General features: G+C 67.4%; 12 protein-coding genes. 7 read left to right on the forward strand and 5 right to left on the reverse strand.

What is annotated here, in order from left to right:
• Positions 1-69 precede the first annotated feature (69 nt).
• Positions 70-513 (reverse strand): low molecular weight protein-tyrosine-phosphatase, encoded by a 444-nt coding sequence (locus tag AB5T46_RS00605; RefSeq protein ID WP_370562414.1) that lies wholly within the window; start codon positions 511-513, stop codon positions 70-72.
• Positions 514-683: 170 nt separating this feature from the next.
• Between AB5T46_RS00605 and AB5T46_RS00610 the strand changes: the two genes are divergently transcribed.
• Positions 684-1,277, forward strand: coding sequence for a DUF4136 domain-containing protein (locus AB5T46_RS00610; protein WP_370561851.1), 594 nt, complete (start codon positions 684-686; stop codon positions 1,275-1,277).
• 37 nt (positions 1,278-1,314) lie between these two features.
• Here the strand turns inward: AB5T46_RS00610 and AB5T46_RS00615 are convergent, their stop codons facing one another.
• The 4 genes from AB5T46_RS00615 to AB5T46_RS00630 form a co-directional block, all read right to left on the reverse strand.
• On the reverse strand, positions 1,315-1,650 hold the full coding sequence (locus tag AB5T46_RS00615; RefSeq protein WP_370561852.1) for an immunity protein YezG family protein: 336 nt from the start codon (positions 1,648-1,650) through the stop codon (positions 1,315-1,317).
• A gap of 2 nt (positions 1,651-1,652) precedes the next feature.
• Positions 1,653-2,906: a DNA/RNA non-specific endonuclease gene (locus tag AB5T46_RS00620; protein ID WP_370561854.1), complete on the reverse strand. Its 1,254-nt coding sequence runs from the start codon at positions 2,904-2,906 to the stop codon at positions 1,653-1,655.
• Between the two features lie 202 nt (positions 2,907-3,108).
• Complete coding sequence (locus AB5T46_RS00625; protein ID WP_370561855.1) at positions 3,109-3,411, reverse strand: contact-dependent growth inhibition system immunity protein; 303 nt, start codon at positions 3,409-3,411, stop codon at positions 3,109-3,111.
• A gap of 29 nt (positions 3,412-3,440) precedes the next feature.
• Positions 3,441-4,121, reverse strand: a complete 681-nt coding sequence (locus tag AB5T46_RS00630) for an RNase A-like domain-containing protein (RefSeq protein ID WP_370561856.1) — start codon at positions 4,119-4,121, stop codon at positions 3,441-3,443.
• Between the two features lie 570 nt (positions 4,122-4,691).
• Between AB5T46_RS00630 and AB5T46_RS00635 the strand changes: the two genes are divergently transcribed.
• The 6 genes from AB5T46_RS00635 (at position 4,692) to AB5T46_RS00660 (ending at position 16,083) form a co-directional block, all read left to right on the forward strand.
• Positions 4,692-6,965, forward strand: coding sequence for a winged helix-turn-helix domain-containing protein (locus AB5T46_RS00635; protein WP_370561857.1), 2,274 nt, complete (start codon positions 4,692-4,694; stop codon positions 6,963-6,965).
• Positions 6,966-7,078: 113 nt separating this feature from the next.
• Complete coding sequence (locus AB5T46_RS00640) at positions 7,079-8,014, forward strand: helix-turn-helix domain-containing protein (protein ID WP_370561859.1); 936 nt, start codon at positions 7,079-7,081, stop codon at positions 8,012-8,014.
• A 148-nt stretch (positions 8,015-8,162) separates the two neighbouring features.
• Positions 8,163-11,069, forward strand: a complete 2,907-nt coding sequence (locus tag AB5T46_RS00645; RefSeq protein ID WP_370561860.1) for a TonB-dependent receptor domain-containing protein — start codon at positions 8,163-8,165, stop codon at positions 11,067-11,069.
• A 138-nt stretch (positions 11,070-11,207) separates the two neighbouring features.
• On the forward strand, positions 11,208-14,240 hold the full coding sequence (locus tag AB5T46_RS00650; RefSeq protein ID WP_370561862.1) for a xanthine dehydrogenase family protein molybdopterin-binding subunit: 3,033 nt from the start codon (positions 11,208-11,210) through the stop codon (positions 14,238-14,240).
• Complete coding sequence (locus AB5T46_RS00655) at positions 14,237-14,809, forward strand: (2Fe-2S)-binding protein (RefSeq protein ID WP_370561863.1); 573 nt, start codon at positions 14,237-14,239, stop codon at positions 14,807-14,809. Before AB5T46_RS00650 ends, AB5T46_RS00655 begins: the two co-directional genes overlap by 4 nt.
• The gene (locus AB5T46_RS00660) at positions 14,806-16,083 is read left to right on the forward strand and encodes a c-type cytochrome (RefSeq protein ID WP_370561865.1); all 1,278 of its coding nucleotides are present in this window, start codon (positions 14,806-14,808) and stop codon (positions 16,081-16,083) included. The genes AB5T46_RS00655 and AB5T46_RS00660 overlap by 4 nt, the downstream gene beginning before the upstream one ends.
• The last annotated feature ends 22 nt before the right edge of the window (positions 16,084-16,105 follow it).

The following is a 16,105-nucleotide window of genomic DNA, read 5'->3' on the forward strand; positions in this document are numbered from 1 at the left end:
CGTAGACATCGCCTATTCGCGTGCGTGCCGTTCATCTGGCGAACTACATTCATGAACATCAAAATTTCGTTAAATTCCTTGCAGGCGCGGGCACCAATGCTCGAGCGCGTCGCCGATCAGCTGGCAGCTCCGTTCGAAGTCGCGGTCGCCGCCCCGGTACGGATCCGGGATGTCGGCGTTGCCCAGCCACTTCCCCAGCAGAAAGGTCCGGTCGTGCGCGTCCGGAGCCAACGCCTTCAGCGCGGCGAGGTGCCGCTTCTCCATCGCAAGCACGATGTCCGCCTGTGCAATGAGCGCGGGTGTCAGTTGCCGCGCCACGTGCCCTCCCGCAGTCAGGCCGCGGGTGGCGAGCGCCGCTTCGGCGCGGGGATCGATCGGATGCCCCGCCTGGGCGATCAGGCCCGCGGACGCGGCGGCGACGTCGTCGCCGGCGAACCGGTGCCGCAGGATGGCTTCGGCCGTCGGGCTGCGGCAGATGTTGGCGGTGCAGACGAACAGGACGCATTTGGGCATGCGCGACAATCTAGCCGCGGGCGACCGGTCTGCCGGTGAAGGCGTCGGGAAGGCGCCGCGCCGCTGTTCATCGCGCGCTCGCGCCCGCTGGACGGCCGATCCCGTATATTCGGCGACGCGTTCGAGGCGTCCGCCCAGTGTTCCTCCACCCTGCCACCCGGAGATCCGCCATGAAAGCCCATCGCCGCTTCGCCACCCGGTTGTTCGGGCTCTGCATGCTGGCCCTGCTGGCCGGCTGCGCCACCGGTCCGCGCATCACCGCCGAGGCCGATCCGCGCGCCGACTTCTCCAGCTACCGCAGCTACGCCTTCTACTCGCCGCTGGCGATCGAGAAGCACGGCTATGCCACCGCCACCAGCGAGGCCGCCAAGGCCGCGGTGCGGCGGCAGATGGAGTCGCGCGGCTATGTCCACGATGCCGAGAATCCCGACCTGTGGGTCAACATCAACGCCTATCTCGAACGCCGTACCGACGTCAGCTCGGTGCCGACGGTCGACTACGCCTACTACTACAGCTACCGCTCGCGCGCCTACTTCGCGGTGCCGTACTGGGGTGAACGCACCCACGTCTATCGCTACACCGAGGGCACGATGAACATCGACCTTGTCGACGTCGACGAGAACCGCCTGGTCTGGGAGGGGATCGCGGTCGGTCGCGTCTCCAATCTCGAGCCCGAGGAGCGCAATGCCCGCATCGACGCGACGGTGACGGAGATCTTCGCGCGCTATCCGCATCGCGCGGGCGCGTCCGCACCGGCGATGTGATCCAGGCAATGGGACGCGGTTGCCGCGGCAACCGGGTTCAGACGTCGCTCGGGGTGTAGTCGAAGTCGAGGTCGAACTTGCCGTCGCGGCGCATGTCGAAACGGCAATGGCTCCACGGGTCGCTGCCGTCGGCCGCCATCCGCTTGCGCAGTTCGATCAGCGCCTCGCCGATATCGCCGGCCGCCTGTGCGGGGTGCGCGTCGAAACCGAAATGCGCCGGCTTGCCGTCGTCGCCGGCGAACTCGAACGACACTTCGGACCAGTCGTCGCCGACGGTGGCCAGCGCGCTGATGCGCTGCGCCCGCGGCGGCATCACCGAGGCCAGGATTTCACCGATGCGCTGGTAGAGATCGGCGTCCTGTCCTGGAATCATGCTCAGCCTCCGGGGCGGTTCTGGAACGTTCGGGTAGCGGGCGGCTGGCCTTCGACCTGGTAGCTGACGTCGAATCGCGTCGGCCGCAGGCTGTCGCCGCCGTAGACGGGGTTGATTCTAACCTGCACGTCCAGGTCCGCCTTCAGCGCCTCGGCCCAGGCGTTCTCCATCTGCTTCCAGGCGCCCATGTTGAGGTTGCCGTTCTGCGGCACCAGGTTCATCTGCTCACCCGGCCCCTGGAAGATCGAGGCGATCAGGTGGCCGCCCTGGTCGTCCGGCAGGCGGTCCTCGCGCCCGGATACCTGCTGCTGGTAGGTGTTGCGGGGGCCGTCGCCGAGCTGCAGGTTGCCCTCGACGCGCGACACCCGGCCCTGGCCGTCGGTGTGATAGAGATAGCCGGTATCGGTGCGGTAGAGCGCGTCGGGTTCGAGGCGGTCGACGTTGAGGGTCGCGTTCCAGCCGCCGGTGGCGCCCGGTTTCGCGTCGATGACGGTGCGCCCGGTCACCGGGTCGACATGGCGCGCGCCGTCGGCGAACTCGGGGAAGCGGCCGGCGCCGCCGAAGAACTCGTCCAGCTTGCCCTTCATCGAGGCCACGGCTTCGCGCGCGGAGGCGGGCAGCGCGTCGAGCGGTACGTTGTCGATGAGGCCGTTGATGCGTTCCAGCAGCGGCCTGGCCTGTCGTGCGAAACCGGGATCGGTGCGGGCGATGTCGACCGCGTTCTCGATCGTGCCGGCCAGGCGCGGCAGCTTGCCCAGCTTGCCGAGATCGCCGACGTAGGGAATCACTCCGAGCGCCGACAGCCCGGCATCGAGCCACTCGCCGCGGCCGATCGAGACGCCGGTATTGGCCAGGTCCGCGAACGGCGTGGGCTCGACGATGCCGATGATGTCGAGTGCGGTCTGGCCGAGATCGAGCAGCAAGGCCCCGCGATCACCCGGCGCGGATGCGCCATCGCCGCCGCCTTGTGCCGCGGCCAGGCGCATGCGGTCGCCCTCGGCGGTCAGCAGCGCCGGTGGCGCCTCGGCCAGGGCGTCGTCCAGCGCCTGCAGCGTGGCGCGGCCGTCCTCGCTCGCGGCCAGCATGGCCAGCGCGGCATCGTCGAACTCACCCAGCAGTTCGGTGGCCAGCTCCGGGCGTTGCGCGGCGGAGGCGTCGGCGAGCTGCGCGCGCACCTGCGTGGCGGCGGGATCGGCGAACGTGGGCGGCGGAGGAGGGGAGGTGCGGGCGACATCGACACGCAAGGGATCGACCATGACGCCATCTCTGCGGGGGAACCGCGGCCAAGTCTGGCGGCACGCCGCACGCGGCGACATCGGGGCAAACCCTAGGCTGCTGAAGCGCTGCTCGTCATCGCGGCGTCACGTGCCTGTCGTTATTGCGCATCGGCCTTCCTCGAAAATTCTGGTGTGAGCGCGATGCGCTTCACCGCCGGTGCGCACCGCGCGCGTCGGCATCCTATGGCGACGGCGTCGTTGCGGCCAGGCGCTGTGCGATCGCGGCCAGCCAGCCGCGCCAGCTGTCGCCGGCCAGCGTCGGGTCGTATTCGCTGCCGAGCGCGCGCAGCTGTGCGGCCAACGCAAGCTCGTCGAGATCACGTGCCAGCAGGCGGTCGAGTTCGTCGCGTGCCCGCGCCACGGTGGCATCGCTTTCGCTGTCGCGGTAGGTGTCGACCACGGCATCGGCCGAGTCGTGCTCCAACGCCCAGTCCTGATGGAAATAGGCGGCGAAGAAGTTTTCCAGCGTGGGGAATTCGCTCATGGAAGCAGGGACTCGGCGGTCATCGAGACTCACGGCGCGGACGGATAGCCGGTGACGATTCTATAGCCGATGTCCAGGCGATCCGAGCGTTCCAGCACCAGCCGTACCGAGAACACGTCCTCGGCCCGGCTCTCGCCGCGTGCCACCGAGAGCCCGGTGCTGGCGTCGAAGCGGGCATCGACCACCAGGCGGTTGCCGCCTTCGCCGCCGAGCCAGGCGTCGATGCGGTCGTCGTGTTCGGCGAGCGTCGCGGCGACGAAGTGCTCGGCCTCGGGCAGGTCGCGGAAGCTGGACGCGGCGCTGATGTTCTCGCTGCGCACACGGTCGACCAGTGCCTGCTCGCTCTTGCCGACGTGGCGCTCGATCAGGTGCCCGCCGGCGTCCTCGTGCGCCTGCAAGCCGCCGCCGGGGACCTCCCCGCCGGGCGCAGGGCCATCGACCGGCCCCAGATGCGCATCGAGGCGCTCGAGCGTCGCCGCCACCGCGTCCCGCTCGACCGCGGGCAACCGTTCGACCGGCAGTTGCGACAGGCCGTCGCGGATCCGGTCGAGGAGCGGGTCAAGCTGTCCGGCGAAGACCGGCGCCGACTCGGCGAGCGCGACGGCGGTGTCGGTCTGCGTCAGGAACGAGGTGAGTTCGCCGCGTTCGGCCAGATCGGAAATGTGCTGCGGCAGATCCGTGTCCACCGCCGCGGCTTCGAGCGCGTGCATACGCGTATCGAACGCGGACTGCGGTATCGCCCACGTAGCGGGACTCGCGGTAAGTGCGCCTGCGGCATCCATCTCGAAGCCAGCTCCAGTCGGAAAGGACACGAGGCTAGGGCGGGAGGCCTGTCGCGGCCAGCTAGTGGTGCCCCTAGGGCCGGAACGTCGCCGCGGCTGCGGCGTCCTGCCCGTGCCGATGCTTCGACGTGCACCATTGGTACGGTGTTCGCGCGCCGGCAGTATGGCCGGCACCGAAAGCGCGTCGACACGTGCGCGTATCGGGTGCGTCCGGGTGGAAGCCGATGCAAAAAAAAGAAGCGCGCCCGAAGGCGCGCAAGACGTTGCAGAGCAGAGAGAGAGAGAGAGAGGAACTTGCGCCGCCGGCGACAATTGCGGCGGCATCGATACGGTAGAATCCGCGGCCGGATCGCACCTGTCCGATCGTGCCGCCGCTCTTTGCGCAATCTGGCGGCTGGCTTGGTGTTCAGGCATGTGACGGCATCCTTGCCGCCCCGATTTCCGCTTCTGTTGATGCAAACGCCTCCTCCCTCACATCGATCCGCATCGTCGGATCGCATGCGGATCGGCGATGGTCTCGCCGTCGTCTCCACGCGCGAGATCCACATGCCCGGTGCGCGCGGTCCGCAGCGCGTCACGCCGAAGGCGATGGCGGTGCTGTGCTTGCTCGCGGACAATCCCGGCAAGGTCGTGAGCAGGAGCGCACTGCTGGCGGAGGTGTGGCCCGGCACGCTGCCGACCGACGATGTCCTGACCCAGGCGGTGACCCAGCTGCGCAAGGCGTTCGGTGCCGGCATGGGCGACGCCGCGGAAGGCAAGCGCTACATCGAGACCATCGCCAAGAATGGCTACCGCCTGACGGCGACGGTGGAATGGCTGGCCGACGGCGAGTCGGGTGGCAAGGAGCCCGGCGATTCCCCGGCATCTTCCGCCGAGCCCGCGCCTGCGCCCGTCGCCGCATCCGACGCGCCGCGTCCACGCGTGACCCGCCGGGTCTTCGTCGCCGGCGTCACGGTGCTGGCGCTGGCAGTGGTCTCGGGGACATTCATGCTGATGCGCGCCGCCCGGGCGCCGGCCGCCGCGGTGCCTGATCCGGCGCACGGCGTCGGCGCACCCGCCAGGCCCTATCGCCTGATCACTTCCGCACCCGGGTTCGAGCTGTCGCCGACGCTGTCGCCGGATGCGTCGATGGTGGCGTATGCGGCCACCGTACGCGGACGACGCGGCACCGTGATCCTGGTACAGACCACCAGCAGCGCACAACCGCGGCAACTCAGCGAGCCGCCCGCCGCCGATGTCTCCGACAGCCTTCCGGCCTGGTCGCCGGATGGCCGCGAGATCGCATTCGCCCGTACCGAGCGCAACGGTCGTTGCCGGGTGATGATCGTCGCCGCCAACGGCGGCGGCGACGAGCGCGAAGTGGCGCGTTGCGACCACAACGACCTGCTCAGTTTCGACTGGACGCCGGATGGCAATGGACTGCTGTTCGGGACCATGGCCGGATCCGATCCCAGCCCCGGCATACGCGTGCTCGAACTGGCGACGGGCCGCTGGCGCGAACTCGACTACGACGTCGGCGAGGACGATTTCGACTACGCGCCGCGCTATTCGCCGGACGGCAAGTGGATCGCATTCGTGCGCAACCCGCAGTTGGGCGACCTGTGGCGGATGCCCGCCGCGGGCGGCAAGCCGGAGCCGCTGACCAGGCTGGGCACCGAGATCCGCGGCTGGAGCTGGCTGCCGGACAGCCGTTCGATCCTGTTCGGCCGCCGCGTCGACAGCCAGGCGCGCCTGTATCGCCTGGACGTGGCCCGCGGCAGGGTAGACGACCTGGGCCTGGATGACGCGCAAAGCCCGGCGGTCTCGGCTCCGACGGGAATGCTGGCGTTCGTGCACCGGCGGCCGCAGTTCGGCATCTACCGGGTCGATCCGCTGGGCTCGCCGGACGCGCCGGTGACCAGGATGCGCCTGTTCGAGTCATCCGGCCGCGATACCCAGCCCACGATCTCGCCGGACGGACGGCAACTGGTGTTCACCTCGGACCGGTCGGGCCGGTTCGAGCTATGGCATGCCGACCTGTCCCGCCCCCGATCGCTGCGGCCGCTCGAGGGCGTGCGCCCCGAAACCCGGCAGGCGCCGGTGTGGTCGGCGGACAGCCGCAAGTTGCTGGTGGCCGGGTGGGACGAGCGCGAGCGGGCGTCGATCTACGAAGTCGTTCCCGAGACCGGGCGGGCGACGCGGTTGCCGATCCCGCTGGAGCGGCCGTTGCAGGCGGTCTACCTGCCCGATCCGACGCAGCTGCTGATCGGTGCGGAAACCGGCAACGGCGACATGCGGCTGATCCTGTACGATCGCAGCCGAACGCCCTGGCGCGCGCTGCAGGTGGTGGAGGGCGTATCGCAGGCCCGGTTCGACCCGGTGCGCCGGCGTGTGCTGTTCACGCGCCTGTCCGGCGACGGGTTGTGGCAGGCCGACCTGGAATTGAGGCCGGAGAGCGTTCGTCAGGTCGATGCCACCATGCCGGCGCGCTGGCGTTATCGCACCTGGGCGGTGACCGGCGACGGCGGCATCGACTATCTGCATCGTTCGCCCGACTGTCGTGCGCGGCTGAGCCGGATCGACTCGGGCGCACCGGCGACCTATTGCCTGGACCCGGAAAAGCTCGGCAGCACGAATGGTTTCAGCGTCGATGCGCGGACCGGGGCCGTGTACGTGGCGCTGGCGACCGAGGACGGCACCGACATCGGCTTCATGGCGCTTCCCGAGTCGCCCGTGAAGTTCCTGCTAGGGATCGCCAGGTGGCTGAATTCATTCGAAAAAAGCACTTCGTGAATCCTTCGGATCGGGCATCGGCGCGATTTCGGCGAAGTCTCCGGCGAATTTCCTGAATCGGGTCCGCGATTCGGGCACATCCATCAACCTACTTTGGCAATGATGGATGCGACATGCAGCAAACGTTCTGGGCCGATCGCGGCCAACTGCTCGGTCCGGTTTCCTCCGACTCCGCCGAGGACGCCGATACGAACCGCTGCATCGGCCTTTCGCGCCTGGGCGGGGTGCGGTCGGCAACCGGCGCGCTGACTATCTGGATCCAGCTGCGCGGCAACGGCTGGGTGGAAGCCAGGGAGGGCCGCTTCCAGCTCCGGCGTGGCGAATGGATGGTGCTCGAGCGCGACTCGGGCCCGCTCGTACAGGTGGACGCGCACGGCCTGTGCGTCGGGGTGGCCGTGGGCAGCGAGGCCCTCAAATCGCTGGAAAGGCTGGCCGACTGCATGCTGTACAGCGGCCGCGGTCGCCTCGCGCCGTCCGATGCCCGGACTGCCTTGCGGCTGTGGCGGGCAGCGGCCGAAACGTGCGATCCCGAAGCGATTCGGCCCATGCTGTTGCACATGGCGGCGGTCCAGCGCGAACTGGCGCAGCGCGTCCGCCTCTGCCCGGGCCGGTCGCGAAGCCGCAAACGCCAGGTCTTCGGCCGGATGCAACGCGCGCGCCTGTTCCTGGAGGGCAACAGCGACCGCGTCGTGCGGGTCGGCGAGCTCGCGGACCTCACCAGCTTCTCCAGCTGGTACTTCTCCAAGGCGTTCCAGAGCCTGTACGACGAGAGCCCGCAGGCGCTCTCCGCGCGCCTGCGCCTGGAGCGCGCGGCCGACCTGCTGCGCAGCACGTCGATGATGATCGGCGAGGTGGCGGCATCCAGCGGTTTCGACAACTGCTGCAGCTTCGCCCGCGCGTTCCGGGCGCGGTTCGGCATGCCGGCGACCCGTTACAGGGAAGAGGCGCTGCGAAGCGCCGGGGAGGCGAACCCGTCGAGCGTGCATGCACCGAGACGGCTTCCGGCGGCGGTCACGGCCGGCAAGCACACGAATGCTTCATTCGCGTAACCGCCGGCACGTGCCTGCCCGTCCGTGCATGTACGGACAGACTCGGCAAAGTCTTCGAGCCCCCGTCGCAAAGCAGCGACGCGTGCACGCCCGTAACGTGCCGAGTGCGTTTTAACGCCTCACTAACGTTACTCTGGAGAGAGAATCAATGAATCTTCGTACTCCCGCACTGCGGCGGGGGCTGCTCCCGGCAGCCATCCTGATGGCCATGACACCTGCGATCGGCTCGGCGCAGGAGCAGGCCAGCGCTTCGGACGCCACCACCCTGGACCGCATCGAAGTGACCGGCTCGCGCATCCGCCAGGTCGACCTCGAGACCGCGCAGCCCGTTCTTCAGATCACCCGCGAAGATCTCCAGAACCAAGGCTACAGCTCGGTTGCCGACATTCTGGAAAACATCACCTCCGCAGGATCGCCGGCGATCAGTCGTGCCTCCCCGCTGAGCTCGGGTGAAGCCGTAGGCGGTACGTATATCGACCTGCGCAACCTCGGACCGGAGCGTACGCTGGTGCTGGTCAACGGCCGTCGCCTGGGCATCACCACGGGTGGCCTGCAGGACGTCTCCGCGATCCCGACCTCGATGGTCGAGCGCATCGAGGTCCTCAAGGATGGCGCGTCCACGATCTACGGTTCGGATGCCGTGGCCGGCGTCATCAACATCATCACCCGCCGCAACTTCGATGGGGCGGAAGCCAGCGCATACTACGGCCAGTGGGGCGAGGGCGACGGTGAAGTCGAGCGCTACGACATCGTCGTCGGCTCGACCGGCGAGCGCACGTCGCTGACGTTCGGCGCCGAATACGCCAAGGAAAGCCCGGTGTTCGCACCGGATCGCTGGTTCTCGCGCGATACCTTCCCGACCGGTCCGAACAGCGCTCCGATTCCGGGCGGCGCCTCGGGCGCGCGCAAGGAAGGCCAGTTCAACTTCAACGGCGTGAACTACACCCTGCGCCGCGACGTGCCGAACCTGGACCCGACCGATTTCGCCAGCTACCGACCGGTGGACCCGGCGCTCGACCAGACCTACCCGGGCGAGCAATCGACCGTCTACAGCGGCATCGAGCGCAAGTCGGCGTTCATGAACGCCATCGTCGACATCACCGACAACATCAGCTTCGAGACCGACCTGCTGTATTCGGATCGCGACTCGTATGCGCGCAATGCCGGTTATCCGTTCCAGAGCGCTGCTTTCGCCAACAGCGCCGGTGGCCTGTCGGAGGACAGCTTCTTCAATCCGGTCGGCGAGGCGGTCAGCTACATCCGTCGCGGTTGGGAAGTGCCGCGCGAAGTGCTCAACAGCCTGACCACCTACCGCATAAGCAACACCGTTCGCGGTTCGTTCGACTTCGGCGACAGCCGCTTCTTCGATTGGGATGTCGGCCATCTCTACAATCAGAACAAGGGCGTGCAGATCAGCACCGGCAACCTCAACACGCTCAATGTTGCGCGTGCCACGGGTGCCTCGTTCCGCAATGCGGACGGCATGCTGCAGTGTGGCACCCCCGACAATCCGATCACCCTGGGCACAGGCCCCAACGCCTGCACCCCGTGGAACCCGCTGATCCCGTTCGGCTACGACGCAGAGAACAGCCTTGCCGATCCGAACGTGCAGGCCTATCTGTACAAGCCGGGCCAGGCGCTGTCGGAAACCGAAACCCGCGCCTACTTCGCGAACATCAGTGGCACGCTGTTCACGCTGCCCGCGGGCGACCTGGGTGTGGCCGTCGGCGTCGAGCATCGCAAGGAGTCGGGCAGCTTCTCGCCTGACGCGCTGGCCCAGACCGGTGATTCGACCGATCTGGCGGCCGGTCCGACCGGTGGTTCATACAGCCTCGACGAAATCTACGCCGAGCTGCAGATCCCGTTGCTTGCCGACGTGCCGTTCGCCCAGGAGCTGACGCTGAACCTCGCGTCGCGCTACTCCGATTACGACACCTTCGGCGACACCACCAACAGCAAGGCCGGCTTCACCTGGAAGCCGATCGAGTCCCTGCTGGTACGAGGTACCTGGTCGCAGGGCTTCCGTGCCCCGTCGGTCAACGACCTGTTCGGTGGCGAATCGCAGTCGTTCGAGTTCTATGCCGATCCGTGCGACAGCGTGTACGGCATCGCTGCCGGCAGCGAGCGCTGCCTGGCCGACGTGCCGGCGGACTTCCGTCAGCGCGCCAACACGCCCGACGGGTTCTCGGAAAGCCGCGAAGACCAGTCCGATCGCGCCTTCACGTCCGGATCGAACCCCGGCCTGACGCCCGAGGAGTCGGTCAGCAAGACGTTGGGACTGGTCTACAGCCCCTCGTTCGCCCAGGGCCTGAACGTTGCACTGGACTGGTGGAACATCCGCATCGACAACACGATCATCGGCGACTTGCCGACGTCGGTGCTCGATGACTGCTATGTCCGCGGCATCGAATCTCGTTGTTCCGATCCCACGGGCTCGCGCTTTACCCGTGATGAGAACGGCGTGATCACCTCGTTCTTCTATGCCGGCATCAACGCTGGCTATCAGGAGACCGAAGGTTACGATCTCGACGTGAACTACTCGATGGACACCGACTACGGTCTCTTCCGTCTGTCCTGGCTCAACACGTACGTGTCGAAGAACGAACTGAAGCAGGACAACGACGACGCGATCCCGCCGGAGCAGCGGAATGCGTTCTCGGGCGGTGCGGGCATCAACTTCCGTCTCCGCTCGAATGCGAGCCTGACGTGGGAGCTGGGGGATGTGGGCGTGACGTGGACCACCCGCTACTTCTCGGGCGTGAAGGAAAGCTGCCTTAGCGTGGCGGACTACCCGGAGCTGTGCACCGACCCGGACTACACCGCGCCGGATCTCGATGGTGCGATCTCACCGCAGAACCGGGTCGGCTCCAACACGTTCCACGACGTGCAGGTCCGCTGGAACGCGCCGTGGAATGCGACGGTGTCCGTCGGTGCGAACAACGTGTTCGAGCACTATTCGGCTCCGATGTACTCCAACCCGGCGTCCGGTTCGGCCTACTACGGCGGCTACGACATCGGCCGGTTCATGTACATGCAGTACCAGCAGCGCTTCTGATACTTTTGGGTAACCAGAAGCAATGCAAAGGAAGAGGCGGGCCAATGGCCCGCCTCTTTTTTATGTGCGCCCGGCATGGGCGCACTCTTGGAAGCGCAAGTCCTCCCGCGAGCTGACCACATACGAATTGAGTGTAAGTTGGAGCGAGCATGGCGAGCTTCAACGCAGGCAGCCTCTTCTTCAATCGATCGGCGCGAATGTGGGTTTTCACGCGCCGACGATGGCCGGTCCAACATGCTTGGCATGGGGATAGCCACGAAGAGATCGCAGCTCATGACCGCTCGCCTAAGCCGTCGGGATTTTCTCAAGTGCAGTGTCATCGCCGGGGTGTCCGTCTATGTAGCGGCGCCCGGCAGCGGGGCGCTGGCCGCGCTGTTCGAGGAAGAGCGGCTGCGTCCGCTGCCTTGGGATGCGAAGACCGGCCGCGTCCGCTATCGCGTCGATGCGACTGCCAAGGTCACGGGCGAGAAGATTTTCAGCTTCGACATGCGCAGCCGCGATCTTCCCGGCTGGCCTTCCACCCAGGCGCATGCGATGTTGCTGCGCACCACGTCGGCCGACCATCGATACGCGGGCTTCGACCTGTCCATGCTCGGGGACGAGCTGCAGCCGGACCGGATCGTCACTGCAGCCGAACTGGAGCGCGACGATATCGTGATCCCGCCATTCTTCGGCGACGACATGCTGCTGCCGGAGGGCAAGACGCCGGCTTATCTCGGACAGGCCGTCGCTCTGCTCGTCTGGTGGGACTTCTACCGCTATCGCGCGGGCAAGAGCGCGCTCAAGTTCCGCCACGATGTCATCCGCTGGGGTGAAAAGACCGGCCCGCTGGAGCGCTCGCCCTGGGCGAGCTTCCGCTATGTCCGCGTAGGCGGGGAAACGCCGCTCGACCACGACGCCTATTCGAGCCTCAAGGATTCGCCGCTATTCCCGAAGGGATACCGGAAGAACACGCCCGAGTGGGCGACGGCCGACATCAACGGCGCGGTCGACGCGCAGGGTATGGCGCACGCGAAGGCGATTGGCGCCGACCTGGATGCGCCTTCCGATGCCCGGATGGCGATGGAGCGTGAATATTTCTCGCAATCGATCGACACGGCGGCATTCGAACTCGACAACGGCAACGGCTGGTTCGACGCGGACAGCGGGACCGTGCACCTGGTCGTCGCCACCCAGTCGCCGCACGAAGTCGCCGAGGAAGGTGCACGCATGCTGGCCGCCAGCGGACTCGGCATCAAGCGGCTGGTCCTGCACCCCTGCTACACGGTGGGCTACGGCGCCAAGGACCACAGCCCGTTTCCTTTCCTTGCATTGATGGCGGGCCTGTATGGCGATGGCCGTCCGGTCCGGCTGGCCAATGACCGTTACGAGCAGTTCCAGTCCAGCCTCAAGCGGCACAGTTTCCGCATGCACTACCGTATCTCGGTCGACCGCAGTGACGGCAAGTTCGATGCGCTGCAGACCCGCTTCGTTGGCAATGGCGGGGGACGCCGGAACTTCTCGCCTTCCGTGGGGCTGGTAGCGGCCACCGCGGCGCAATCGATCTACTACTTTCCACGCAACGACCTGGCGGTCACGGTGACGGCTTCGCGCGCGCTCGATGCAGGGTCGGCGCGGGGCTATGGCACGCTGCAGAGCATGGGCGCCACCGAGATGCTGGTGGATGAGGTTGCTGAGGAGCTGGGCATCGATCCGATCGAATTGCGCCAGCGCAACGTATTGACCAGCGGGATGAAGAATACGCAGGGCGCGATCGCCGGAGGTGCGCTGCGGGCCGACGAGGTGCTTGCCAAATGCCGTGAACACCCCTTGTGGACGCAACGCGCCGAGCGCAAGACCGAGTACGAGGCGTCGCACCCCGGAAAGCGCTATGGCGTTGGCTTCGGTTGCGTGCAAAAGGATTTCGGCACCGGCGCGGAGGCGGCTTTCGCCGAAGTCGCCGTGGATCGCGATGGCCGGGTGGTGTTGCGCCACATCGGTATCGACATGGGCACCGGCATGGCGACCAGCCAGGCCCTGGTGTGCGCGCAATGGCTGGGCCGGCCGGCCGACAGCGTGCGTACCGGCGAGACCGAATGGCCGGAACTGCCCATGCATGAAACCGGCGACCCATGGCTGATGCCGCAGGCCGAGCAGGACCGCCATGTCGGCGACGCGCGCTGGACCCCGCACCTGATGAGTCCGAGCAGCGCAAGCAACTCCGCGTACTTCTTCAGCCATGCCACGCGCGAGGCCGCGCGCCTGCTGTTCACACAGGGGCTGTGGCCCGCGGCGCTGGCGATCTGGAGCGACGGCTTCGGCGGCGGCCAGCTGGCGCCGTTGGCCGTCCGACGTGAGGACGCCCGCTGGGTCGAAGGCCGCCTGACGGCGCATGGCCTGACGCCGCTGGACTTCGAGCAGCTGGTAGCCAAGGCGCATGAGCTGGGTCTGGCGACCGGCGCGGTGGTGCACAGCTTCAACCGCTGGCAGTGGGCGGAGGCCGATTTCCCGCTTGCCGGCGACGATGCCCGCCTGCCGCTGGATGGCGTGGCCCTGCGCTGGGGCGACGGGCAGTCCGAGGCGGCCGGCAAGCATGCGAAGGGCAAGCCGAGCGCGAACGGCTACCGCGTGGTCGAACGCACGCGCGTGCACTATCCACCCACCCAGCGCAACAACGCGGGGGTGGTCTACTACAGTGCGATCGGCACCATCGCCGAGGTCGCGGTCGACACCGCAAGCGGCAAAGTCGAACTGCTCGACCACCACTCCGTGCTCGAGTGCGGCAATCAGATCGTGCCGGAGCTGGTGTCGGGACAGCTCCAGGGCGGCCTGGCGATGGGGATCGGCCACGCGTTGCACGAAGACCTGCCGCTGTACGAGGAAGGTCCCGGCAACGGCACCTGGAATTTCAACCGCTACCACCTGCCGCGGGCAACAGACGTGGCGGTGTGGAAGCAGAGCGGCGAAGTGTTGCCGGCGCTGTCGGCGACCGATCCGCCCAAGGGCATGGCCGAGGTGGTCATGATTTCCGTCGTACCGGCGATCGTGAACGCCATCGCCCACGCGACCGGCCTGCGTTTCCGCGAACTGCCGGTGACGGCGGAGAAGGTTCGCACCGCATTGGCGGGTGGGAACACCGGGGCTGGGCAGGCCAAGCCCGATCGGTCCGAGCTGGAGGAGTCGACCGCATGAGCATCGAACCGAGCAAGACGCGGCCGCTGACATTGCAGATCAACGGCAGGGCGCGCGGCCCGATGGATGTGCCCGAGGACATGATGCTGGTCGATGTACTGCATGAATACCTCGGCCTGACCGGCACCCGTCTTGGCTGCGGCCAGGGCGAGTGCAAGGCGTGCACGGTCATCGTCGACGACGAGCGTGGCCCGCGCGAAGTGCGCAGTTGCATCACCGGCGCGCACTACTTCCAGGGCAAGCCGATCCGCACCGTCGAGGGCCATGCGAAGCGCGACGACTCCGGAGAGCTCGTCGAGCTTTCTCCGGTGCAGCAGGCGTTCCTCGATCACTTCAGTTTCCAGTGCGGCTACTGCACGCCGGGGTTCGTCAATGCCGCCACCGTGCTGCTCGAGCGGCTGGCCAAGTCGCCGATCGATGCCGACGAGGTCGAGGACGCCATCACCGAGGCGCTCGACCCGCACCTGTGCCGTTGCACCGGCTACGTGCGCTACTACCAGGCGGTGAAGGAACTGATCCTCGAAACCCCCGGCCTGGTCAGTGGCTCGAGCACGGAGGGTGCGTCATGAGCCTGTTCACTCGTAAGCGACTGTTCCGGGCGCTGATCGTGCTGGTGGCGCTGTGGTTGCTGTACCTGTTGTTCATCGGGGTGTCGCGCTGGTGGGCCGGACGCGCGCCGGTGCAGCAGGTCGAGGCGAGCGCGGAGCTGATCGCCAAGGGCCGCTATCTGGCAGACGCCGCCGACTGCGCCGCCTGCCATACCGCGCCCGACGGTGCCCCGTTTGCCGGTGGCGTGCCGTTGGCCTCGCCGTTCGGCACCCTGTACGGCACCAACATCACCTCCGACCCGGACCACGGCATCGGCCGCTACACCGCCGAGGAGTTCTTCGAGGCCATGACCGAGGGCAAGTCGCGCGTCGGTTACCGGCTGTACCCGGCCATGCCGTACGTGTCCTACAGGGCGATCACGCGCGAGGACAGCGACGCGATCTATGCCTACCTGATGACCCGGCCCGCGGTGAAACAGGCCAATACCGACCATGACCTGCGCTTTCCGGCGAACTTCCGCCTCGGTCTTTACGGCTGGGACCTGCTGTTTGGCGGGGATCCGATTGCACCGGTATCGGAAGGGGCATCGCCGGAATGGCAGCGCGGACGCTACCTGGTCGATGTGCTCGGCCACTGCGGCGAGTGCCATACCCCCCGCGGTTTTCTCGGACATATGGATCAGGACCGGCCGCTGGTCGGCAATCCCGAACTCGGCCTGTTCGCGGCGCCGGACATCACCCCGCAAGGGCTGGCGGCACGGGGCTGGGACAGGAAGGCGCTGGCGCGCTACCTCGCCACCGGCGTTGCAGGTCATGCGGTGGCCTCGGATGAAATGCTGCTGGTGGTGAACCTGTCCACCAGCCGGCTCGATGAAACCGATGTGGATGCCATGACGACCTACCTGCTGGGCGACACGCCCCCGGATGCAGTCCCGATGGCGTCGGGGATGCCGGTCGCCGCTTCCGGGGATGTCCGGCAAACCTACATGAACCTGTGCTCGGGTTGCCATGGGCGCAATGCCAGGGGGGTGCCCAACGTGGCGGTCGCACTGCACGGCAACAGCAGCGTACGCGACCCGGATCCGCACAATCTGCTGGTGGCGATTCTGGATGGCCTGCCCGAACACGATTTCCCGGGCGCGGCGCGGATGCAGGACATGCCCGGATTCGGCGACGAGCTGGACGACGAACAGGTCGCGGATCTGGCGACCTGGTTGCGGCAACGCCACGGCGGCCAGGAGGTCCCGGTCGATGCCGCGTCCGTCCGTGCGCTGCGTGGTCGCGCGGGACATTGAACGGTCGACAAAGGAAGCGAGT

The sequence above is a fragment of the Luteimonas salinilitoris genome (assembly GCF_041300785.1).
In the GTDB taxonomy this organism is placed as follows: domain Bacteria; phylum Pseudomonadota; class Gammaproteobacteria; order Xanthomonadales; family Xanthomonadaceae; genus Luteimonas; species Luteimonas salinilitoris.